Genomic DNA, 23,445 nt, shown 5'->3' with positions numbered 1-23,445 from the left:
TTGCTTCAGCAGCACCTTTAGTTCTTAGTGAATAGTTACCATAGTTAACATCATTTACATATATATCAAATGTACCTGACATCACTGTAGTTATAACTTTTAGTGTGAAGAATTCATCTTGTGGAACTGCTATTTCTGAGTTTATCCAGGTTGTACCATTTTGATATCTTAATGTTCCATCTTGTACAGCAACGCCTAAGACGTTACTTGTACCTGAATATAATAATATGAGATTTGTAAATACTGGTGCAGAAATTTTAACTCTTGTTTCAACTGCATAAGTACCTTTTAGCGCACGTTCAAATGATCCATTATAAAGTGCTTTACCTGTTGTGGCTCCAGTTTGAAGTACTAATACACCATCAACAATTTGTGATGTACCTGAACCTGAATGAACCATTTCTAGTGGTAATGTATCAAATGTTTCAATATATTCATGATCAATAACAGGTGTTTCAATGACATGAATAGTAATTGATTCTGATGTTGAACCTTTCATATTTTCTGCGTTAATTGTTACGATGTATGTACCTGGTAAACTAAATTGTAGGGTTTGATTGTCTAGTACATAACCTTCTGTTTGATCTACTAATATATCTAGTGTTGCTTCAGGTAGAGCATCTACTTCAAAATCTAATGTATATGTATTTGTAAATAGTAAGTCTATTGTTATATCAGTTTCATTTACTGTGATTGTTGGTGCATATCTTGTATCTAAAACTGTAATTGTTAAAGTCTTTTGATCGGTACCAAATGTATTTGTTGCTTCTATAGTCACAATATATGTACCAGGTATAGTAAATGTTAATAATTGATCTACTAATGTATAGCCTGATTCTAAGTCTACATTAATTGCTACTGTAGCAGATGGTATTGCATCTACTGAATAAACTAATAAAACTTCATTTGTGTCTTTTAAATCGATTGTTATAGCAGTTTCTAATAAAGTAACTGTTGGTGCGTATCCTGTTTCAGAAACAGTAAGTACAACTATACCAGTTTCACTACCTTTATTATTTGTTGCTGTAATTGTTACTGTATATGTACCTGGAGCTGTAAATGTAAACATATTATCAACTAATATAAAACCTTCACTTAGATCAACGACTATATCAACTACTGCAGTAGGGTTTGCATCTACAACATAGTTTAATTCATATGTGTTATCAATTGATAAGTCAATTGCTTTTTCTGTCTCATTTACTGTTAATATTGGTGCATAATAACTTGAGGTTGCTATTACTGTAAATGTTTTACTTACATTTCTAAAACCATTTGAAGCAGTAACTAAAAACTCATATGTACCAGGCATTGTAAATGTTAATTCATCCCCTGAAATTGTTACACCTTCTAATGCTGAAGTTGTAATTGTAACCGGGTCTGTTGTTGTATATGTTAATACATGAGAAGGTGTTGTATCTATATCTAGAGTTATTTCTGTTTGAGTTAATTCTAATTCTGGTGTATCCACATATTTGATAATTAAATTATCAATTTCAAAGTTTGTGTCTTGTTTATCTGAACCTAAATAAAGATGTGTTAAGTTGTTAGCTAATGATGGTGTTCTAAATCCAAATGAAACAACAAAAGCACCATCAATGTATAAATCAACCATTTTAGTATCTATATCTACATATGCCATTAAATCAAGGGTTTGGTTAAGTACCGCACTATAGCCAGGTACATTTTTCCAACTACCATCATGATATTTTAATATGCCATCTTGTACAGCAATAGCAACAGCTATCGAAGTTCCTGCATTTGAATGGTTGCCATAAATAAATAATACATTTGAAAATGCAGGTGTATTAACTGTTACTTGTTGAGAAATTGTAAATGATTGAGTCAATGTTTCTTTAAATGGAATTGTTACAAAAACAGAGTTTGGAGCGATTTGAGTTGTAAGATTTAATGTTTGATTTGTATATGATAAGTTACCATTACCAGTTGTTGTAAATTCATAATCTCTTGGATGATTGAAACTTTCCATTAATTGAACTGAATCATCTAATACATTCACTGTAATGAGTTTTTGATCACTGCCTATACTATTTGTTGCAGTAACCATAAATTCATAGATACCAAGTTCAGTAAAGGTTACCTCATTTAGATTTAAAGTAAACCCAGATGTGTTTGTTGATGTAATTTCTACGGTTGGTTCTGGATTACCGGTTGTTACTAAGTAGTTTAATGTATATGATTGTACTAAACTAAAGTCGAGTGTAACTTCTTGTTCGATAACTTCAATAATTGGAGCAAAGTTTGAACCAGTAACTTGAATTTGAATAACTTTTGATGTTTCATAAATTGAATTTGATGCTGTAACAACAAATTCAAATGTTCCAACATTCGTAAATCTAATGATATCGCCTTCAATTTGATATCCCGGTTTATCTTCACCTGTAATGATTACATTTGTTGGTAGTAAGAAATCTTTTACAGTATAAATCACTTCAAATTCGGGATTTTCGTCAATATTAACAGAGGCTTCTAGCGTATCTAATTCTAATTCTGGCGCTAGGATATAGGAGGCTTTAATATTATCTAGAGTAAAGTTTGCATTTACTTTATCTGAACCTAAGTATAAATGTGTCATACTATCCTTTAAATTTGGATGTCTAAACGGTAATATGCCATAACTTACATCATCAATAAATAGTTCAAATTCCCCAGCTTCCACATTCACATGTAATTTAAGGTTAATTGTTTGGTTAAGTACATTTGGTGCACCTTCAACTAATCTCCATGCTGTACCATTATGGCTACGTAATAATCCATTTTCTATTGCTATGCCTAATGCAATATCAGTTGTACCAATTCCATTATTTGCATATATGAATAATACATTTGAAAATGAATTACTTAAAACTGTTACATCCTCAGATATAACAAATGAACCATCAATACCTTCTAAAGGTATGTTTAAAAATACTTGTCCAGAAGTTGTTCCTGTTTTGAAATTTGCTTTATTATCGGTGTATGAGAATGTTCCTGTACCAACAGTTGTTTCTTGATATGTTGGTTCAGTATCAAATGTTTCATCAATAAATGTTAAAGTATCTGTTACTTTAACTGTAATTGTTTTTGTTACTGAAGCTACAGTATTTTCAGCTTTAACACTGAAAACATATGTGCCAAGTTCTGTAAATGTTGCAACATTCTCACTAAGTGTAACACCAGTATGAGGTTCTACTAAAATACTTACCTCTGGTAGAGGATCTCCACCTGTGACTTCATAAAGTAGTGTGTATGTTAACCCTTCAGTAAACAATAAGCTTTTAGAACTCTCAATAATATTTAAAGTCGGTGCATATATAGATCCTTCTACAACGATGTTTAGTGTACGCTCTACATAACCTGCACCAGTTGTAGCACGTACTTTAAATTCATACGTACCTGCTGCCGTAAATGTAATGACATCATCATTTACTGTGTAACCTGTTTGAGTAGTTGATGTAATTGAAATTTCTGGATTACCAGTTGCTGCATACAACACTTTATAATCCACACTGTTTTGTTCTAATGTAAGTGTTTTGCTGTTTTCAATTAATGTTAGTGTCGGTTTGGTTGCATAATAAATTTTTAAATAATCATAACTAAATTCTGAGTTTTGTTTATCTGAACCAAATCTTAGGGCATAAATATTATCTTCATACCCATCTCCACCATTTCTGAATGAATAGTTACCTAGTAATGTTCCATTAACATAAAGATCAAAATCACCTTTAGTTTGGTTTAAGCTTCTTGATCCAATATTTACTACCATTTTTAGATCATACCATGTATCCATTTGGTGGCTCATAATTGTTGTCCAACCACTACCACTATGATATTTGATGCTATTGTTTTCAAATGCAAGTGCAACAACAATATCATTGACTGAAGTACCTGAGGTATATAAGAAGATGGCATTAGTAAAAGCTACTGTGTTTACTTTAATTCTTGTTTCAATGACAGTTGTTTCTTTTAATGCTTCATCAAAAATAATCGCTGCTTGACTATTACCAGTTCCAATTGTACCCATACTTAGAATACCATCAGCTACTGTATTAAATCCTCCACCAGAATAGGCAATATTTAAGCCACTTGGTTTGGTATCAAAATTATAATCAATTGGAAGTGATGTTACTTCTTCTTCTATATCTTCTACTACAGTTAAAGTCATACTTGTAGATATGCCATTAGATGCTTCGACTCTAATTGTAGTTTCTCCGGTTGCTTTTGCTGTTATCAATCCTGTTTGTGAAACTTCAGCAACATTTAAAGCCGTTGAAGACCATGTAAGTTCTGATGTGTCGTTAATTGGGTCTTTAGTGACTACTAATTGATAGGTATCATCTATCTTTAAAGTAAGATTGGTCTGGTCTAAGTATAGTGCTTTTAACTCTTCAGTTACAGGTGGGTTTGGTTTATCACATGCAACAACGAATAATAAGCCAATGAGTCCTAGAACCAGTAATAATAATTTCCTCATTTTTTCAATCCCTTCTATTTTTTGTTTTTAGAAATCATAAATGAGACTTGGTCATTTATGAGTTTGATTTTTTCTAGTGATACTTTTTCACTGCGATCATAGTTTAATAATCCATTGATTTCTTGTTCAACATCTGTAAGTTGTGTATAACAAAAGCCTACGATTGCCTCACTATTTTGAATTGCTTTTAAAATACGTTCATATTCTTCTAAAAATACATCCGGGTTATCTACATGAGAATAGCCCCAGCCATTCTCGTGTGTGTTTGTAAATGAGATGCCGCCAAACTCGGTAAGCATGATGGGTTCTCCATCATATTCAAATCCATTTGCAAATATATTTCTATTTGCTGGATAATGATTTAGAATTGCTTCTTTAGTTTTTAAAGATGCATTAAATATTTCGTGTTGTGTTTTATCATGTAATTTGCCATGTGAATAATTATGTATAGCAGCAATATCTGTTGTTACTAACTCCCATCCGTCATTGGAAATTACCAGACGGGTTGGATCTAAAGTTTTTGTAAGATGATATAGTGTTAATGCATAATTTTGTTGAATATAATCATGATTAATATTTGGTACTCCCCATGATTCATTGATTGGTACCCATGCAATAATGGATGGGTGATTGATATCACGTTCAATCATTTTTGTCCATTGATTGATTATTTCTGGTACAAATTTTTGATCAAATGATGCTGTGGCAGGTAGTTCAGACCAAACAATGAATCCTAATTTATCTGCATGGTAAAAATATCTTTCACTTTCCACTTTTTGATGTTTTCTTGCACCGTTAAAACCCATTTGTTTTGCTAACTCAATATCTTGTTTTAATGCCTCATCGCTAGATGCTGTTAATAATCCATCTTTAAAATATCCTTGATCTAATACTAATTTTAAATAGTATGGTCTGTTATTTAGGTATACCATGCCATTTTCAGTATGAATCTTTCTCATGCCAAAGTAGCTTTTTACATGGTCTGTTAAGACATTATCCATATATAGATTAAACTCTATATTGTATAAATGTGGATTTTCTGGACTCCATGTTTTTCCATGGTGATGTTGGTTTGTATAAAAGACTTTATGGTTCCAAATTTGAATGTTTCTTTTAAGTTCATCACTTACTAAGTACTTATCAGAAACAATAACTTCATCACCATCTTTAATAATGAGTTCTAAAGTTTTTTTATTTTGAGTAGATGTTTCAAGTTCTAAAGTTATACTACCTTCATCAATATCAGAATTAATTTTTAATCTCTTTATGGATTCTTGATGTATGGGTTCCATCCAAACTGATTGCCAAATACCTGTATTTCTTGGATACCATATACTATGGTGTTTAGGCACCCAAGATTGTTTACCTCGAGGTATTCTTTCTTCAGTGGATGGATCACTTACATAAACAACTAAATTCTCTAATTTATAGTTTAAGTATGGTGTGATATCAAATGAAAATCGATTATATCCGCCTACATTTTCACCTACAAATTGACCATTTATATATACTCTTGTTATATAATCAACAGCTTCAAAATTGAGTATGACTTGCTGATTCCAATCTTTTGGTATCAGAAGTGATTTTTGATACCATACATGATCATGAAACGCTAGATCATGAATGCCTGATTTTTCTGACTCAAATACAAAAGGTACAAGAATTTGTTTACTATCTTTAGGAAAGTTATTAAACCATTTTTCTTTAATACCTTGCATATTATCATCAAAACTAAATTGCCAAATACCATCTAATAATTGGTAATTATCTCGAATGAATTGTGGTCTTGGATATAAGTCTTTATTCATATGTACCTCCCTTATTATTTATCAAATAAAAATTGATCGTTTTCTATTGTTACAGGAATGTAACACATTGTGCGGTTACCAGATGGTTTTTCTTTATGTGTGTGTACGTGAAATACACAAATATATCCCTTACCATTTTTAAGCATCATATGGTGCCCTGGTCCACTTTCATTTATATCTTTATAAGTTAAAATCGGTTGATCAAATTTAACAAAATCTTTGTCGGGATATTTTGATTTCGCAGCACAAATACAATAGTATTTATCTGCATAATGGTTTGCTGAATACATCAGATAATATGTATCTGCTTCTTTTATGACATATGCTCCTTCATTCCATAAGTATGTATCACCATCAAAGTATGCAATAGTTTCATATGCTTTAGTAGGCGTAATAAGTTTTTTTGGTTCGCTTTCTAATCTTAGACAGTCATCTGAAAGTTTAGCAACATAAATTTCGCTTGTTTTCACACCATTAACCCAGTTTTCACTACAGTCTTTTGAAAAGTAGAAATACTTTTTTTCATCACTGTCTATAAATACATGGCCATCGATGGCTGCATAGCCAAAATCAAACATTGGTTCTCCATCATAAATATCTTCAAATGGTCCTAAAGGACTACTTGAAACTGCTACTCCAATTCTTAGTGAATCAGATTTTTTCGATCTTGCTGTGTAATGCATGATAAATTTTTTACCATCATATATGACTTCGGGTGCCCAGAAATCTCTGTAACCAAAGCTTTTATTGTTCTTTTCATAACATACCTTTGGTTCAGAAAATGTTTTTAAGTCTTTGGATACCCAAACATAGAATCCACTTTTATAGCTTGTAGCATATACATAATATAAATCTTCATGCTTTACTACAAATGGATCTCCAATGTCACTAATTTTTGTTTTAAACTTCATTATAATTCACCTAGTCTTATTCGTATATTTTATGTATGTATCATATTTGAAATTTGTCCACTTGCATGATTAAAAGTTAAACCTATTGTATAAGTACCAATATAATCAGTTGTAATTGAACTTGTTTCACTATCAATTTGAATTAAAACATCATTTACGTAAATCTGAATTGTTGCTTGGTTGTTTAAGATTGTACGAATGATTTTGATATTAAATCCTGTTTGCCAGTCAACATTTGTAAATTCTTGCCAATTAACCCATGTATCAAAGAATGTTTCAATTCTATTTTGTTTATCTAATGCTGCACCAAATGAAACATAATTTTTTGTATTATCACTTTGAATGAGTAAGAATGATAGCTTTGGCCATACTTCGATACCTGGTGCTGCTTTATCTACGTATGTTACATTGGAAATATCAAACTCAATTGAAAAGTCTCCTGTTAATTCAATATCTTTATTAACAATTAAGTTGTTTGGTTCATTAACTTGATATGGATTTGGATTCATAGTTACTTCTGTTTGTGATACAACATTAAAGTTACCAGTACCTTCCCATCCAAAATTATCTGTTGCATTAAAAATGTAGTTATCTAAGTATGCATCAATTTCTAATTGATCTATTGTTGCATAAGAGTTTTTAAATGTACCAGTATGTGCCATTGTCATTAATCCTGGTTGTGAATCTAAACTATTTAATGTTGTACCAATGTGGATTAAGACATCATCAACGAAATAATAAAGTGTATTTAATGAGCGAACGACTGTTAATTTTATTTCGTTATTGTAGTCTAGTTCATCTAACCAAATTTGTGTTCCTGGCCAGTTATAGTCACTACCTGATGGTTTTCTTACGATAACAACATCTTTCCAATCTTTAGCAGCATGTGGATCTAATAAGTATGCGATTTGACCACCATTATCATTTCTTGTAACCATACCAATCTTTGGTGTCTGGTCATTATCTAAATTTGAACCGATTGTTATGTATGTGGTTGCCATAAATGCATTACCAATCATATCTTTAAAGTAAAGACTTTGAACACCTAATCCATTTTGTTTTACATTTGTTTCATCTGTAACATCAAATCCTGCTGTAATATTTTCATATAGATTTGAACTATTTGATTCAATTGATTCAATTTGAGCTTGAACGGATGCTGTATCAAATACTTCTATATTTGTATAGTTTGCATGCATGTTCATGGTAAACAATCCAGCTTGTGTGTCATTTGTAAATCCATGTGCTTGTTTTTGTACAAAGACATCATTAACTAATATATATACATTTGTTTCATCTTTTAATAATGTTATTTTATTATTGTCATGATAACTAAAACCTACAGGTAGATTCACACCATCTGGCCACTGCCAGTCAGTCCAAGCACTACCCTTTAGTGCACCTTCAACAATTAATCCATAATAATTGTTAAAACCTGGAAATGGATCTAAGAAGTAATTAAGAATTCTATTACTATCTTTACCAACTACGATACCTACTTTAGGAAATTGATCATTATTTAAAATGATTAAATCAGATATATTTACACTGAATCCATATACACTACCTTGTACTTCTTTTAGGTAAACCCATTGATCATACCCACCATTTTGTATTGCACTATTTTCTTCAATTTTAAAACCTGGTGTTGGTTGCATAAATGTATCATTTTCCGGAGTTTCTGATAAAGTAATTAAATTATCAATAACTGTTTCATTAAATGCTGTTGCATTGGTATATCTAGCAGTCATATTCATTGTGAATAGTCCGGCTTGTGTGTCTTCTGTGAAATTATGTTCTCTTTTTACAATGAATTCATCATTTACAAATATATAAACAAATGTTTCATCTCGAACGACAGAAATTTTGTTTTTGCTTTGATAATTAAAGCCAATTGGTAGTGGTATACCATCATTCCATCCCCATTGTCCCCATTCTCCATTTACTTTATTTCTTGGTACTAATACACCATAGAAATTATCAAAATTAACGAATGGATCGAGTAAGAATACTAATAGTTCACTTTCGTTTTGTCCAACAATCACTCCAACTTTTGGATATTGATCACCATTTAAAATATTTAAGTCTGATATTTCAACACTAAATCCATATTTTGATCCATGAACATTCTTAAAGAATGTGTATTGATCATACCCACCATTTTGTTGAACTAAAATGTTATCGTTTTTAACATCAAATCCGGTTGTTGCATACATCCCAAAATTAGAATCTCCAAATATACTTCCTGATTCAGTACCTGGTTTTTGATGATTGAATGTAACATAACCGCTTGGATTATTATGTGCAGTTCCATATCCATTCCATTTAAATTCATTGACACCTAATCCGGTTTTATCAACAAATGCTGGGAATAGATCAATGGTGTCTGGCTTAGATGTTAATCCCAATGTTTCCCAAGAGATAAATACTTCTATACTATATCCATTTGACTTTCTATTGTCTTCTATATCATTTTCATATGAGTCAATGATTTGACCATCAACATATACTTCTGACATAAATGGTACAAAATAATAGCTCCATGGGTAACCATCAGGTGAAGGTGTACCAATCCATGATTCTTTTAGATTTGTTGCAGAGATTCTTAGTTGTACATAATCTTTTGTTAAAGATTGTTTATTGTTTGTTGGATTAATATATAATTCGACTGAATCATTTCTAAACACTTGGATTGATTCGTCACTGTAAACTGATTTATCATTTCTAAAAATACCTACAAGAAGCCCTTTATTAGCAAAGTATGCTTTAATTGACATGGATTGATTTGGGTTTTGAGCTGATGTAAAACTTAAATCTTCAAGGTCATTATAAAATGCTTCATCTAATTTACCATCAAGACTTATATTTTCATCAAGTTCACTTGAGTTAAAGTCAATATCCTCAGGATAAATTGGATTCTCAAAACTGTATTTAGTTGGTTGACAGGCTATTAATATGAGGACCAACCCTAATATAAATAAATTTATTATTTTTTTCATTTATTTACCTTACTTTCCTAATATAACAATTTCTGGTATTGAAATTGAACCTTCTTGTTTAATAGTGATTGTTATTTCTTTTGTTGTTGTTTCATTAAATTCAGCAATAAAGGCTCCACCCGGTCTCATTTCAGGGAAATCTGGAAATTCTCTATTTATATAATTATTATTAAATCCTAGATTTTTAATTTTAACTTGATTTGAAACATTAATGGACTCTATTTCAAAAAATGCTGTTTCATAATCTACAGAATTATATATTAATAGCGCACGTACTAACTTTTCAGAATCAAATTTAATTGTAATGGTTGTGCTACCTGTTTCTACATCCATTTGAGTTGAGGCATCTTTATAATGCATTGCAACAATATTATCATTTAGTTTTTCAACATCTAATGTATTGGTTGCCTCAAATGTTGCATCCTTTGCAATATTTTTATAGCCTGTAATAATTTCAGGTAATGGTTGTAGTGAATATGTTGGTCCATTTATGTATAGTTCATCTTCATTTATAAATACTCTATCAAATGCAACCGCTCTACTTGAATTACCAAATACTCTATCTTGGTGAGCATGATATGCAACAAATAATTCATCGCCAGCTTCAAAGAATACGTGGTGTCCAGTACCTGACATATGATCCCAGTTTGTATCAACTCCAAGAATACGGTTATCTTCTGGTTTTACAAAATCTCCTAAAGGACTATTTGATGTTGCATAACCTACTGCATATTCTCTAGACCAATATGGGTTTGCTGAATAACTTAAGAAGTATACACCATCTTTTTCATACATGAATGGTCCTTCGTTCCACATGACATAACCTTGTGAGTCATTTGCATGTTCCCATGATACTTGACCAAATCTTAATATGGCATTTTCATATGCATCCATCGATCTAAAGCTTGGTTGTGTTAATTGTTTTAAAGTCGATAAATCAGGTGTAACAGGATCCAACATTTTTACACCCCAAATTGATGAGATACCATCAACTTGGTCTTTAGAAAAGTAAAGGTAAAAATCGCCATTTGTATCTATAAAAGGTGATACGTCAATTGCTTTAAATCCTACATCAAATGGCTGATCAGCAACAGTGATTTCACGGTTATCAATAGTTGTTCCTTCATAGACTTCAAAAGGACCATAAGGACTATCTGAAACTGCAACACCTAATCCCTTTAAATTGTTATTAAAACGATTAGTTGCTGAGTAGTACATATAGTATTTTTCATTCATATAAATAACTTCGGGAGCCCAAATCGAACTAATTCCCCAAGAATCTTTGTGGGGTACAAATGCTGGTCCCATTAATTGCCAGTCATTGAAATTTTTAGTTCTATATGCATAAATACCTGTTGCGCTTAATTGATCTGTAGTACCGTATAAGTAAAAGTAACCTGCTTCTTTTCCTTCTGTAATGTAAATTACTGAGGGGTCCGCTATTCTTACCTCTAAATCATTTCTAAAAAATAAGTTTTCATTGTATGGTTCCGTTAAACCATCAAAATAGTTACCTGTATCAGAACCACAAGCTACAAGTAAGCATAATAAACTAAATGTTGTTATGATTGTCAATGTTTTTTTCATCAATATTTTTTACCTTTCAAATTATTTAAATCCAGTCATTGTAATACCTTGAACAAAATATTTTTGTGCGATTAAGAATATTACTATGGTTGGTACAAGTGTGATAACTGCACCAGCCATGACTGTTGGCCAGTCATTAACATATGTGCCTTCAAAATATGATAGTGCAATTTGTAATGTATATTTTTTTGGATCATGTAGATATATTAAAGGTCCAAAATAATCATTATAACCTGCAATAAACCCTAAGATGCCTTGTGCAATTAATGCTGGTTTTGATAAAGGTAGCATAATCTTAAAAAATATACCTAATTCTCCCATACCATCAATTGTTGCTGCCTCGAGTAATTCATCAGGTATGCCTTGGAAAAATTGTCTTAAGAAGAACACAGCAGCTGCCGCTCCAAACATTCCAGGTACCATTAAAGGAAAGAAACTATCGACTAATCCTAATGCATCATATACCATATAACTTGGTACAAGCATGATGACACCTGGAATCATCATTGTGACTAGTAATACACCAAAGCCTATTTTCTTACCTTTAAATTTGAGTTTTGCAAATGCATAAGCAGATAGTGCTGATGTTAAAAGTCCAATGAGTGTAGATGGTATGACTACTATAAGTGTATTCATAAATCCTCTAATAATTGTTGATGTCCCATCACCGCCACCAGAAAGGTCAGAAAATAACACACTAAAGTATCCATCAAAATGCCAACCTTGACTGGGTAACCATGTAAAAGGTATGGATAAAGAATCTGCTCTTGATTTTACTGAGGTAATAAATATGACATAAAATGGAATAATTATAAATGATGAAAGTAGAATCAAGAATGTATAACTTAAAATAGTTTGTAAATAGCTTTTCCATTTATAGTGAAATTTTGATTTTCTAATTAAATTTTCATTTCTCATGAATTTGCCACCCACTTCTTCGATGCAATAAAGTTCATTGCTGTAATACTTGCAATAATAATTGTTAATACCCATGAAACTGCTGATGCAATACCCATTCCATATGTAACTACATTTGTAAATCCTGCGTTATATAGATAGTAAACTACTGTTAATCCTGCATTATCAGGTCCACCACCTGGTGCCATAATTTGGAATCTAGCAAAATCTTGTAATCCACCAATTAAACTAATAACTAATATATAAAAAGTCACAGGAGATATAGATGGTAATGTAATACTGACAAATTTTCTTATCGTACCAGCACCATCTATTTGAGCAGCCTCATATAATGAATGATCTACGTTTGTAAGTGCTGCAGAAAATAATATAACATTAAATCCTAACCCACCCCATACACTCATCATGATCATCGCTGGCATGAAACTTCTAGAATCACCTAACCAGTCTGGACCGTCTATGTTAATCATACTAAGTATTTGATTTATCGTTCCATACTCACCATCTAAAAGCCAACGCCACATAATAGAAACTGCAACAACACTACATACATAAGGAATAAAAAATATTGTTCTAAATGCTGCTTTTCCTTTAATTTTCGGGTTCATTAATACTGTTGCGATAAGCAGTGATAAACCTATTGTTATAGGGATTGATAACATAGCATAGAGTGTGTTTAAAATACTTTTGTAAAACAGTGGGTCAGTAATGACATGACTGAAATTATTAAAACCTACAAATTCCATACCTTCAAAACGGTAACCGTTTAAATCAAATAAACTAATTACAACACTTAAAATCAGTGGGAGTAGTCCAAATATTGCATACCCTATTAAAGGTATGATTGCTAAACCTAGTCCCCACTTAGATTTATTTGGTATGTACTTTAAAGTTTTTCTTTTTTCAGTTGATGTCATGACTTACTCCGTTATTCTGTATATGTTTTTAATATTTGATTTGTTGCAGATGTTACTTGATTAAAGAATTGATCAATGTTTGTTTGTCCATTGAGTACAGCACCATTTAACGTTGGTGCCCATACTGTAATCCATGCTGAGTCTGGAAGATATGCCCAGTCACCAGGTCTTTGATGCATCGCTGCTTCAATAAATGTTTTAGCATTCTTTGGTTTTTGATCACTTTGTAAGAAGACTTCTGTGTTTGCCAAATCAATTTGGTTTGGAATGTTGAATCCAGTTTCTGATTGAGCAGCTTGTCCGATTGGTCCTGATAAATATTCCATAAATTTAAATGCTTCTTGACTCTTAGATGTACGTTTCCATATTCCGAATCCCATTGAGCCGGAATGACCTGCTTGAATTCCATTTTCATGAACTGGAAGTGGTGCTACGTCCCAATCAAAGTTTGCATCTTTTCTAATAGTAACTGTTGACCATCTACCATCTACCATCATTGCTACCTTACCAGTTGTAAAGTAGTTTGTTTTACCTACTGTTGAAATTGTATTTGGTTTAGGTGAAGTTTCATGAACTGTTGATAAATCTACAAAATGTTTAAATGCATCTCTTGTGCTTGGTAGGTTTTCTCCATTTGGTGTTTCACTACCTAATGAGAATTCATAATCTCCATTGTTATTCATAGTTAAAACATCTCCACCAACGCTCCAAACATAGTTAAACCACCACTCAGTATAATAACCATAATCGGTGATAGCATTTGCATTATGTTTTTTAGTTAGTAAATAAGATAATTCTTGTGTTTCTTCCCAAGTCATTGGAATACGATTATTAAATATTTTAGCTTCTAAATTAAAGCCTTGTTGTTCTTCAGAGGTAATTGTAGCGTCATCAAGATCTTTACTAACGATTGTAACGCCTACAGCTTTTAATGCATCTGCATTATAGTAAATAACTGTTGGTCCAATATCTTTAGGTAAAGCATATATAGGATCTGTTTCATTTGATGTTCTATTTTCCTTGTTGTATCGATATCTAGAAACTGCTGTTGGCCAAATATTTTCTAAATCTATCACTTCTGAATTATTAACTAATTCTGTGATGTCATATAAATAATCTAATTCTACCCACTTTTTAACAGTCCCATCACCAACATAGAAAATGTCTGGCGCTCTAGAACCTGATAGTGTTCTTTCCATACTTGATTCATAACCACTTGATGGTTTTTGAGTATAGTTGACAAATATATTATCTTCATTAGTTTCATTGTATTGATCAACTAATGATCTAAATACTGCAACCTCTGATTGGTCACCCCAACCCCAAAAGTTGATTTGGGTTTTTCCCTCAGCAAGTGGGTCTTTACCTCCACATGCAGCAAGAATTGAGAGTGATAATATAAGTAATGTTATACTAAGTACTTTCTTAAATGTTTCCATTTTCTTCTCCTTTTTATTTTACATTAACGTTAATGTTATAAACTTGTAAAATTTGATTTTATTCGAATTTTACTAGCTTAGTTTGGTATACCTTCGTTTGAATTGGCATGTTTGGATCTTGAATTCTATTTTTTATGAATCTAACTACTTTTTTAACCATACTAACTTTATCAGAATCTATCGTAGTAAGATCAACGGGTATTCTTAGACCGTAACCAATATTATCATATCCAGTAACCTCTATATTTTTATATGGATAATGTTTTTTTAGATAACTCATAGCATCGTATGCCATACTATCGTTGAAACAAAAGATTGCTTTTATATCTTCTTCAACTAAAAAATCAATATGTTTATGAAAATCTCTTATATAGTGTTCAATATAAATAATATATTCATTTTTAATCGGGTGATTAAGGTCATGGTAATAATCCATTAAACCTTCAGATCTTTTAATCGAACACATAATATCAATTGGAGCACCTACATATGCAACTTTATCTAAGTATTTCGCACTTAAATATTGCGCCATAAGTTGACCACCTAGGTAGTCATCTGTATAGACTGAATCCACATTGATATCTTCGCCTTCCCGACCTAATATTACCATTGGAACGGAATTATTATTAGCTAATCTAACAACATCTTCGGTAGGTTTTAGAAAAGTAATTATTCCATCTAGTCTGCGTGAGGCCATTAAATTAAAATTATCAACATCTAACTGTGCATGATCCCCACTATTAGTGTAAATCATCATTTCATATCCATCTTTTTTAAGTTCTTGATGTAGTAAATCTGTCATAATTACAAAGTATGGGTTGGCAATGTTATCAAACATGACTCCAATAGTTTTGGTAACACCACTTCTTAAACTGCTTGCTATGGTATCCGGAATGTAGCCCATTTGATAAGCTATACGTCTTACCTCTGTTTTTGTATCTTCAGAAATATCTTTTTTATCTTTAAGTGCCCTAGATACAGTATTAATTGTTAATCCCATTTTTTCTGCAATATCTTTAAGTAATACTCTTTTTTGCATCCAAGTCTCCAGTCTGTAAGCGTTTTACATTATCGTTATTGTAATTATATACCGAATCATAATCTATGTCAACTCATTTAATGTTTTATAAAAAAAATATCAAAAAAACTTATCATACAAACATCTTTTAAGATTTTATTTTAAGTATATAACATATTTAAAGGACCAAAATAAAAAGAAAGTCCCAATATATTTATAGAAAATGTATATTGGACCTTCCTTATTTTAGGGGCTTATTTTGATGAGCCATATTAAATAACACAAACATTGATATTTAATTAAAGCGCATATATTATTTCATATAATTTTTAATCATTTAATTCTATTTCCAAAAATCTTGCTTGATAATCTAAAGTAAAATCAATCTTTACTATATTTTTGTCAAATGAAACTTTGACTTCATCGCACTTGTTTGGATAAGCAATATGTATAGTCTTTATATTATTTCTAAGAACTATTTCTTTATGGTTTGATCCATCAAGGTTATATACTGCAAGATAAATCCTATCATCTTTTTTAAGACCGCTTGCTACCATTTGTTCTTTGAATCTAGTAAATCCTATAGGAAAGTATGGTAATGCATCCTTTTTTATAGAAGATAACTTTTTATAATAAGTAATTCCTTGTTTTACTAAATCAAGTTTATTGTCTGATAAAAGTTCAAGATGGCTTGCAAGGTGGATACGTCCTAAAAATGAGTTAATCATGTTCATTATAACTTGTTCATCAGAAATGTTTGATTCCACCCATGCTCTGGTTGGATTAAATTCCATATTTGGCAGTCCAACTGGATAACTCCAAACTGCAGCTTGCTCAGGTAGGACAGTAGATAAAATATTTCCAACAATATAGGGATATTTTTTGTAACTTATTTGATCACTTGTCGATACAATAGGAAAATGTCTAAGTGTGTTGTAATCAAGTCTCATTCCACCAGAAGAACAGGTTTCAAATATCACTTGAGGAAACATTTGTCTTATTTTATCTATCCATGAAAGATATGCATTAGCACACTGCTCCAAACCTTCTCCAAAACTATCAGAATCTTTATCGGTACCTATGCCTAAATCCTCATTGTAATCAAGTTTGATATAATCTGCGCCATATTCTTCTACCATTCGCTTGATACTTTGAGTAAGATAAAGTTGAACCTTTTTATTACGAAAATCCAAAAAGTATCTATTCATCACAGAAATCTTTTTACCAAATCTTGTAATGAAACAATCATCATCGTAGTAGTTAAGCATATCGGCACATTTTATTCCAATGATTTCTGGTTCTATCCATAAACCAAACTTCATTCCAAGTGAATGAATGTAATCTGCAGTTTTCTTTACACCGTTTGGAAAGCGTTTATTACTCTCTTTCCATTGTCCTACATACGGATAGATTATATTTCCATCTTCTTCATTATGCCAACCACAGTCAACAACATAGTATTCAATTCCCAACTTTGAAATAACTGGGGCATATATTCTTGTCTTATCCTCACTCGGGCTATCCCAGGAAAGATGCATATATTCATTGAATATAGTCGGAAGATTTTCATCTGCTTCACACACACCTTTTATGTGTCTGCGATATTTAGACATTTCTCCTACAACTTCATTCAAAGAATCTCCAAATGAAACAACGGCATATGGTGTCATATAACATTCATTAATTTCAAGACGCTTATACCAACTACCGTTTGTAATATTTGGTCCTCCAAGACTTAAGTAATAAGCCTTATCCTTGTCGGATATTTCATAGTACCAGCTGTTGTTACTTTCAATTTGAAACATTACAAATGTATCATCATACTCTATGATACCCTGTGGAATTTCTTCTTTTGTTGACCAACTGCCAACATTTGCAAAAGCAATTCTTTTCTGAGAAGCTCCGGTTGTACCATACAATCCAAAATCAGCAAAACTATGGCGAACAGGTTGACACTCCCCATGATGACTTTGAGTAAATCGTGTAAAATAAATTTTTTCTGGAGCAATATCTTCAAATCCATTAACTTTTAAAGTGGATACTTCTTCAATTATTATGAAGTTATTTGAAATGTTTTTTACTGAAGTTTGAACACTTATAGCATTTGTATTAGGATATGTATAAAAATATGAGGTAACCTCAATTTGATTACTTTTTTGGGTTACAATAAATTTATCTTTTTCTTGAATATGGGATTGATATTTAAGTCTTGAACCTTCAGAGGAATTATCTGTTTTTATACCTAAATTTCTATCTTTATTTTCTCCTGCAATATGGATATCCAAAAAAGGAAACGATTTATTATTGATTATATTTCCAATTCTTTTTAATGTAATAACATCATTTGAAATGTTAAAAGTTAAATTCTTAAAATTAATTTTCATTGTTTTTTCCTATATGATTATAAGTCAATTCTTTCCAGACACTAATTTTTTTTAAGACATTTTTTTATATAGATTGATTATTATTATATCAAAATTCAAAATAAATAATATTAATATTATAATTGTTTACGTGAATTACTAAAACTTAATTTCTTAATATAGGATTTACAATGGTGATGAAACCGATGAACTGGGCATGTTAATCTTCGATTTAAATGATCCTGATACACTTTATAAAGAGCCCTCAGTTGATATGGTTTGTTGTAAGTGTGGTTATGAAGAAAACGTAGCACACAACATTTTGATCGAACTGAACTTCAGTAATAAATCACTACATGCTTTAGCTTGTCCTAAATGTAGTCACACTAAATTAAAAGGCACCTTATATCCTAAGGTTATTGTCGATTCTGATGGTAATCAAGATGTGTTAAATGCACTAAATAATAAATAGTTCCATCGTCTTTATGTTACCTATCAAAAGTTAGGTGTTTTAGATTTGTCTGACTATTTTTTGACTAAGGATGTTTGAATTTTGGAATTGACGCACTTTCCTAGTTAATAAAAAGAAAAGAAGGTTCTAATATGCCTTTTAAAAATAGCATATTGGAACCTTCTTATTTTAGGGGCTTATTTTGATGAAAAATATTTGATAATTTCTGTTGCAATGATCATATGTCCAGCTAAATTTGGATGAATTTGATCTTTTGATAATTGATTGTGTGTTAATGTTTTTAATGATTCATTAAATGCATGATTGATATTAATAAAGGGAAGCTCATACTCTATGGCTAGGTTCTCCATATCGCTTACATAACCATTAATAAGTGACTTTAATTTATTTTCATGATTAAGTTCAATCATAAATGGGCTTAGTAAAAGTAACTTGATGTTCTTACTTTTAAATGTTTCAATAAGTTTTCTTAAGTTATCCTTATATTCATTAGGTTTCATGATATATTTTGGAATATGTGGTGAATCAACTTGACGCCAAGCATCATTGGTACCAATCATCATGACAACCCAATCCGGATGATAATCCAGACAGTCTTTTTGAATTCTATTTATTAAATCCATTGATCTATGTCCACTGATGCCTTGATTAATTATTTTTAAATTTAAATTGGGATGATTAACCATGATATATGAATGCACTAAATTAACAAACCCAGTACCTAAAGTGTCATGTCCAGGAATAGATTCTGTATTTGTTTTATGCCCTTCTGTAATAGAATCTCCAAAAAAAACGATTGTTTGATTATTATTTAACATCATCTAGATTTCCTCTTTATTTTTTTCTTTTTAAATATTCTTGGAAAATAATATTTAAAATAAACATAATTGCTTCTCTTGAAGCAATATCATCTGGTCCAATATGTTCTTCTGATTTATAAAATGAGAATGGAAAATCAGCTGACTTTGCTATTTCATTTGGATCATTAGATGTAACAGTTACAATGGTTGCAGATCTTGATTTGGATATTTGTGCCATTCTAATCACTTGATGTGTTTTACCACTTAAACTACATAAAACCACGATGTCATCTTTATTCATTTTTTCTGCAGCTATGTATGCAATGTGAGTATCTTCATAAAATCCACTAATGACACCTCTTGTTAAGAGTAATTTATTAAAGTAAGAAAGTATAGTGGAATTTAATCCTTTTCCAAAAAAATGAATTCTTTTATTTGGTTCTAACATTAAATCAATTAAAGCTTCAACTTGTTTCAGATTTAACATTTTTGATGTTTTATTAATTGTCTCAACACTATTATTTAAAACATCGATAACACCTGTTGTTTTTAATCTAAGACTATCTTTTAGAGTTTCTTCTTGAAGATAGTATTTTAACTCTATATAACCCTTAAAGCCTATTTTTTTACATAACCTAATAATAGTAGCTGTAGAAACAAATCTCATTTCTGCTAATTTTTGAATACTTAGATTTTGAATTTCGCTTTTATGGCTATCTAGATATCTTAAGAGTTCTAGTTCTAATATGGATAATGAATTTAATTGATTAATGGTCATTTTATTGATCACAGTTAACAGCCCCTTTAGTTGGTTTACTAATAAATTATACCATATTTTACATATGTACTTAAATTATCAAATAGAGGGGTTTATGCTTTAATTTATATGATGAAAATCTTATTTTTTTTACCTTACCTTTAATAACCTTGCAATATTTGAAGATACTATTTTAATATTCTGATATGTATTTTCACTAATTTCTTCTAATTTACCAGGTGTTAATATGGTGTTAAAAACTGCATCAAATCCATCATTATATAGTTCATTTAAATTATTTCCTAACGATCCGCTAATACCTATAGTTAGAATTTTAGGGTTAATGAGTTTTGCATGTCTAACAAGACCATAAGGCCCTTTACCAAATATGGTTTGTTCATCTATTTTGCCTTCTCCTGTTATTAGGATATCAGCATCATATACTAGAGTTTCTATGTTTTTAGCTTGAATCATTAAACCAATACCACTCATAATAGTCGCATTAAAGTATGTTAATAAGCTAAATCCTAAGCCACCACCCGAACCACTTCCAGGATGATTTTGATAACTTTTATGCATCAAATTATTTGATACTGTACTAAAATTCTTCATACCTTTTTCTAATATAGGAAGGATATCTTGTGTTGCACCTTTTTGTGGGCCATATGTATATGTGGCACCGTTTAAACCAAGTAAAGGATTATTAACATCAGATGCCACTATAATTTCTTTATCATATATACTCTTATCAAAATGAGTTAAATCAATTGATGCAATTTCGTTTAAATCTATATTTTTATAATTCATTTCTTGACCGGACTTATTAATTAGTTTGGCACCAAGTGCTATTAACATACCTGCACCACAATCATTAGTGGCAGTACTTCCAACACCAATAATTATTTTTTTAACATGAAGTTGAAGTGCATTTTTAATTAACTGTCCAACGCCATAACTGGAGGCCTTTAAGGGGTTTAAATTTTTTGGTGGAATTTGTTCAATACCACATGCTAAAGCACTTTCTACTATCGCAGTTTTACCTTCATCTGTTATGCCAATATATGCTTTAGTATCTTCTAATAATGCATTTTTAACTCTAACTTCTATTATTTTCCCATCTTGATTATACATTAAACTATTTAAAGTACCTTCACCACCATCAGCAATAGGGATTAAAATATATGTTGCATCATTAAAAATTTCTAAGAAGCCTTCTTTAATAGCTGAAGCTACTTTTAAAGCACTTAATGTTGACTTAAATGAATCTGGAGCTATAATGATTTTCATGATGTTTCATCCTCTATTAAAAAGTCAACTTTTAAAGCATTGGCATGAGGTAATATAACATTTAAAGCATCTGCAATCATGACTCCAAAAGAATGAACATATGTTTCTTCATTTAAAATACCTATTTTTTTTACCTGACCACCAAATACGAGTCCAAATATATTTCTAGAACTATCTAGATATGAATCATGTTGACCTCTAACTGCATAAATTCCATTTACATTAGACCTGCCATGGAAGTGATAAGCTTCACTTGGTATTACTAATAAATCAACATTAGCATTTCTCCAAAAACCCATTTGAATTAATTCATTTCTAGTAAATACTTTTTCTATATATACTTCTTTTTCTAATTCTAATGCAATATTTTCTAATTCTATAATTGGAACTCTTGGATTCATAAAACTTATTGGCATATTTAAACCAGCTCCAAAACCAACAAGCGTTGTTGACTCTTTTGGTTTTTCACCCGGTCCTAAATATTCAAAAATTAAATTACTATCAATTGCTTTTAATTTATCTTTTAAAGCTGGCCATTTTGTTTTAGAATATTTATTTGTAAGTGAAGTAATTCCATCAGAATTTGCTCCAAATGGTGTCATACCATGATCTGTTGTAATCAAAAATACCGTGTCATTATAAATACCTTTAGCTTTATATACATCTACTAATTCTTTAATCTTTGAATCTATGATATTTAATCTATGTAATACATTTGACATGCGTTCAGTTTCTGTTTTTGCTTTTGTATATCCATAGTAACTACTTTCATTATGGCCTAAAGCATCTAAATCATCGACATATATTGATAAAAATTGAGGGATATCATCTACCTTCATACTAACTGATCCATTCATAAAACTTTCGCCACTTACTAGCTTTACTGCCTGATCAAAGCGAACAATAGCATCAGATACTGTACCATGAGGTTCTCTTATATATAAGTGATTTGGATTTGTTGGACTAAATATTTCTTCTGCTAAAAAATGTCTGATTGTTGCTGATGTTATTTTTTCTTTTTTTACTACATCATAGATAGTTTCTGCATCGTTTTGTCTTTGTTGTTGTACAACAATATGATTAGTTCTATCAAAATATCTGTAGACATTATGAGTAGCACTACTATCTGCACCAGATATAATCATATTTTGAACAGGATTAGTAATTGATGGTAATAAATTATATAATTTATCAAAAAATATACCATCATTAATATACGCTGATAGATTAGGTACTAATCCCTTTACCAATGCCTCATCATAATAGTATTTAGCAAATCCATCTATATTGATATAAACTACAAAACGCTTATTAACTTCAATAGGGTCTTTAGGATCCGGATCGATTGGATTATTTATATCTGGGTCTGCATCATTTGGGTCTTTTATATCAGGATCTGGAATCACAACAGGTGGATTATCGATATGTTCTTGATCGCTATTTACCTTACATGAAACCAACACTAACATTAAGACTATTAGACATATACATATCAAAGATTTTTTCATTTAATAAGTTCACCTCATCTTCTAAAGATGTTAAATAGACTACATAAAAATCTATTTTTGTTAATTGTATTTTTAATCGTATAAAACAATATAAAAGACATCTATGTTTTTTTAATTATTTAAAGTTCTTATTATATTGTTTTATATAAATTACAGTGATTATGAAGGGTTTGGGTTTTAAAATAAA

The 23,445-nt window shown here is 30.8% G+C and carries 15 protein-coding genes; 1 reads left to right on the top strand and 14 read right to left on the bottom strand.

What is annotated here, in order from left to right:
* The 10 genes from G324_RS06950 to G324_RS06945 form a co-directional block, all read right to left on the bottom strand.
* The coding region (locus tag G324_RS06950) for an Ig-like domain-containing protein (RefSeq protein ID WP_035356944.1) at positions 1 to 4,474 on the bottom strand (4,474 nt) is incomplete at its 3' end.
* A gap of 14 nt (positions 4,475 to 4,488) precedes the next feature.
* On the bottom strand, positions 4,489 to 6,282 hold the full coding sequence (locus G324_RS0100210) for a glycoside hydrolase family 2 protein (protein WP_025724397.1): 1,794 nt from the start codon (positions 6,280 to 6,282) through the stop codon (positions 4,489 to 4,491).
* Positions 6,283 to 6,296: 14 nt separating this feature from the next.
* Positions 6,297 to 7,193, bottom strand: coding sequence for a glycoside hydrolase family 43 protein (locus G324_RS0100205; protein WP_025724396.1), 897 nt, complete (start codon positions 7,191 to 7,193; stop codon positions 6,297 to 6,299).
* 29 nt (positions 7,194 to 7,222) lie between these two features.
* On the bottom strand, positions 7,223 to 10,192 hold the full coding sequence (locus tag G324_RS0100200) for a sugar-binding protein (protein WP_025724395.1): 2,970 nt from the start codon (positions 10,190 to 10,192) through the stop codon (positions 7,223 to 7,225).
* 9 nt (positions 10,193 to 10,201) lie between these two features.
* Complete coding sequence (locus tag G324_RS0100195) at positions 10,202 to 11,779, bottom strand: glycoside hydrolase family 43 protein (RefSeq protein ID WP_025724394.1); 1,578 nt, start codon at positions 11,777 to 11,779, stop codon at positions 10,202 to 10,204.
* 21 nt (positions 11,780 to 11,800) lie between these two features.
* Positions 11,801 to 12,697: a carbohydrate ABC transporter permease gene (locus G324_RS0100190; RefSeq protein ID WP_025724393.1), complete on the bottom strand. Its 897-nt coding sequence runs from the start codon at positions 12,695 to 12,697 to the stop codon at positions 11,801 to 11,803.
* Positions 12,694 to 13,614, bottom strand: a complete 921-nt coding sequence (locus G324_RS0100185; protein ID WP_162146761.1) for a carbohydrate ABC transporter permease — start codon at positions 13,612 to 13,614, stop codon at positions 12,694 to 12,696. The genes G324_RS0100190 and G324_RS0100185 overlap by 4 nt, the downstream gene beginning before the upstream one ends.
* Positions 13,615 to 13,625: 11 nt before the next feature.
* Positions 13,626 to 15,053 carry an ABC transporter substrate-binding protein gene (locus G324_RS0100180; protein WP_025724391.1) on the bottom strand — a complete coding sequence of 476 codons (1,428 nt, stop codon included), beginning with the start codon at positions 15,051 to 15,053 and terminating at the stop codon, positions 13,626 to 13,628.
* Between the two features lie 58 nt (positions 15,054 to 15,111).
* Positions 15,112 to 16,092: a LacI family DNA-binding transcriptional regulator gene (locus G324_RS0100175; protein ID WP_025724390.1), complete on the bottom strand. Its 981-nt coding sequence runs from the start codon at positions 16,090 to 16,092 to the stop codon at positions 15,112 to 15,114.
* A 308-nt stretch (positions 16,093 to 16,400) separates the two neighbouring features.
* Positions 16,401 to 18,455 carry a glycoside hydrolase family 36 protein gene (locus G324_RS06945; protein WP_025724389.1) on the bottom strand — a complete coding sequence of 685 codons (2,055 nt, stop codon included), beginning with the start codon at positions 18,453 to 18,455 and terminating at the stop codon, positions 16,401 to 16,403.
* A 196-nt stretch (positions 18,456 to 18,651) separates the two neighbouring features.
* On the opposite strand from G324_RS06945, the gene G324_RS0100165 reads away from it, so the two are divergent.
* The gene (locus G324_RS0100165; RefSeq protein ID WP_025724388.1) at positions 18,652 to 18,906 is read left to right on the top strand and encodes a hypothetical protein; all 255 of its coding nucleotides are present in this window, start codon (positions 18,652 to 18,654) and stop codon (positions 18,904 to 18,906) included.
* A gap of 176 nt (positions 18,907 to 19,082) precedes the next feature.
* Here the strand turns inward: G324_RS0100165 and G324_RS0100160 are convergent, their stop codons facing one another.
* The 4 genes from G324_RS0100160 to G324_RS0100145 all read right to left on the bottom strand — a co-directional run bounded on the left by G324_RS0100160 (position 19,083) and on the right by G324_RS0100145 (position 23,258).
* A complete protein-coding gene (locus tag G324_RS0100160; RefSeq protein ID WP_025724387.1) occupies positions 19,083 to 19,727 on the bottom strand; it encodes an SGNH/GDSL hydrolase family protein in 645 nt (214 codons plus the stop codon).
* Between the two features lie 13 nt (positions 19,728 to 19,740).
* The gene (locus G324_RS0100155; protein ID WP_025724386.1) at positions 19,741 to 20,496 is read right to left on the bottom strand and encodes a MurR/RpiR family transcriptional regulator; all 756 of its coding nucleotides are present in this window, start codon (positions 20,494 to 20,496) and stop codon (positions 19,741 to 19,743) included.
* 117 nt (positions 20,497 to 20,613) lie between these two features.
* Complete coding sequence (locus G324_RS0100150; protein ID WP_025724385.1) at positions 20,614 to 21,750, bottom strand: glycerate kinase family protein; 1,137 nt, start codon at positions 21,748 to 21,750, stop codon at positions 20,614 to 20,616.
* On the bottom strand, positions 21,747 to 23,258 hold the full coding sequence (locus G324_RS0100145; protein WP_162146760.1) for an alkaline phosphatase family protein: 1,512 nt from the start codon (positions 23,256 to 23,258) through the stop codon (positions 21,747 to 21,749). The genes G324_RS0100150 and G324_RS0100145 overlap by 4 nt, the downstream gene beginning before the upstream one ends.
* Between the last annotated feature and the right edge of the window lie 187 nt (positions 23,259 to 23,445).

Source organism: Acholeplasma granularum ATCC 19168 (genome assembly GCF_000526235.1).
GTDB lineage: Bacteria > Bacillota_I > Bacilli_A > Acholeplasmatales > Acholeplasmataceae > Acholeplasma > Acholeplasma granularum.
Note: the sequence above shows the minus strand (reverse complement) of the source record. Positions and strands in the feature narration are given on the sequence as shown.

What these genes read in the sequence shown, in the direction of transcription:
- G324_RS0100175 (WP_025724390.1), bottom strand. Translation starts at nt 16,092, where the DNA reads ATGCAAAAAAGAGTATTACTTAAAGATATTGCAGAAAAAATGGGATTA.
- G324_RS0100190 (WP_025724393.1), bottom strand. Translation starts at nt 12,697, where the DNA reads ATGAGAAATGAAAATTTAATTAGAAAATCAAAATTTCACTATAAATGG.
- G324_RS0100205 (WP_025724396.1), bottom strand. Translation starts at nt 7,193, where the DNA reads ATGAAGTTTAAAACAAAAATTAGTGACATTGGAGATCCATTTGTAGTA.
- G324_RS0100150 (WP_025724385.1), bottom strand. Translation starts at nt 21,750, where the DNA reads ATGAAAATCATTATAGCTCCAGATTCATTTAAGTCAACATTAAGTGCT.
- G324_RS0100145 (WP_162146760.1), bottom strand. Translation starts at nt 23,258, where the DNA reads ATGAAAAAATCTTTGATATGTATATGTCTAATAGTCTTAATGTTAGTG.
- G324_RS0100185 (WP_162146761.1), bottom strand. Translation starts at nt 13,614, where the DNA reads ATGACATCAACTGAAAAAAGAAAAACTTTAAAGTACATACCAAATAAA.
- G324_RS0100210 (WP_025724397.1), bottom strand. Translation starts at nt 6,282, where the DNA reads ATGAATAAAGACTTATATCCAAGACCACAATTCATTCGAGATAATTAC.
- G324_RS0100160 (WP_025724387.1), bottom strand. Translation starts at nt 19,727, where the DNA reads ATGATGTTAAATAATAATCAAACAATCGTTTTTTTTGGAGATTCTATT.
- G324_RS0100165 (WP_025724388.1), top strand. Translation starts at nt 18,652, where the DNA reads ATGTTAATCTTCGATTTAAATGATCCTGATACACTTTATAAAGAGCCC.
- G324_RS06945 (WP_025724389.1), bottom strand. Translation starts at nt 18,455, where the DNA reads ATGAAAATTAATTTTAAGAATTTAACTTTTAACATTTCAAATGATGTT.
- G324_RS0100180 (WP_025724391.1), bottom strand. Translation starts at nt 15,053, where the DNA reads ATGGAAACATTTAAGAAAGTACTTAGTATAACATTACTTATATTATCA.
- G324_RS0100195 (WP_025724394.1), bottom strand. Translation starts at nt 11,779, where the DNA reads ATGAAAAAAACATTGACAATCATAACAACATTTAGTTTATTATGCTTA.
- G324_RS0100200 (WP_025724395.1), bottom strand. Translation starts at nt 10,192, where the DNA reads ATGAAAAAAATAATAAATTTATTTATATTAGGGTTGGTCCTCATATTA.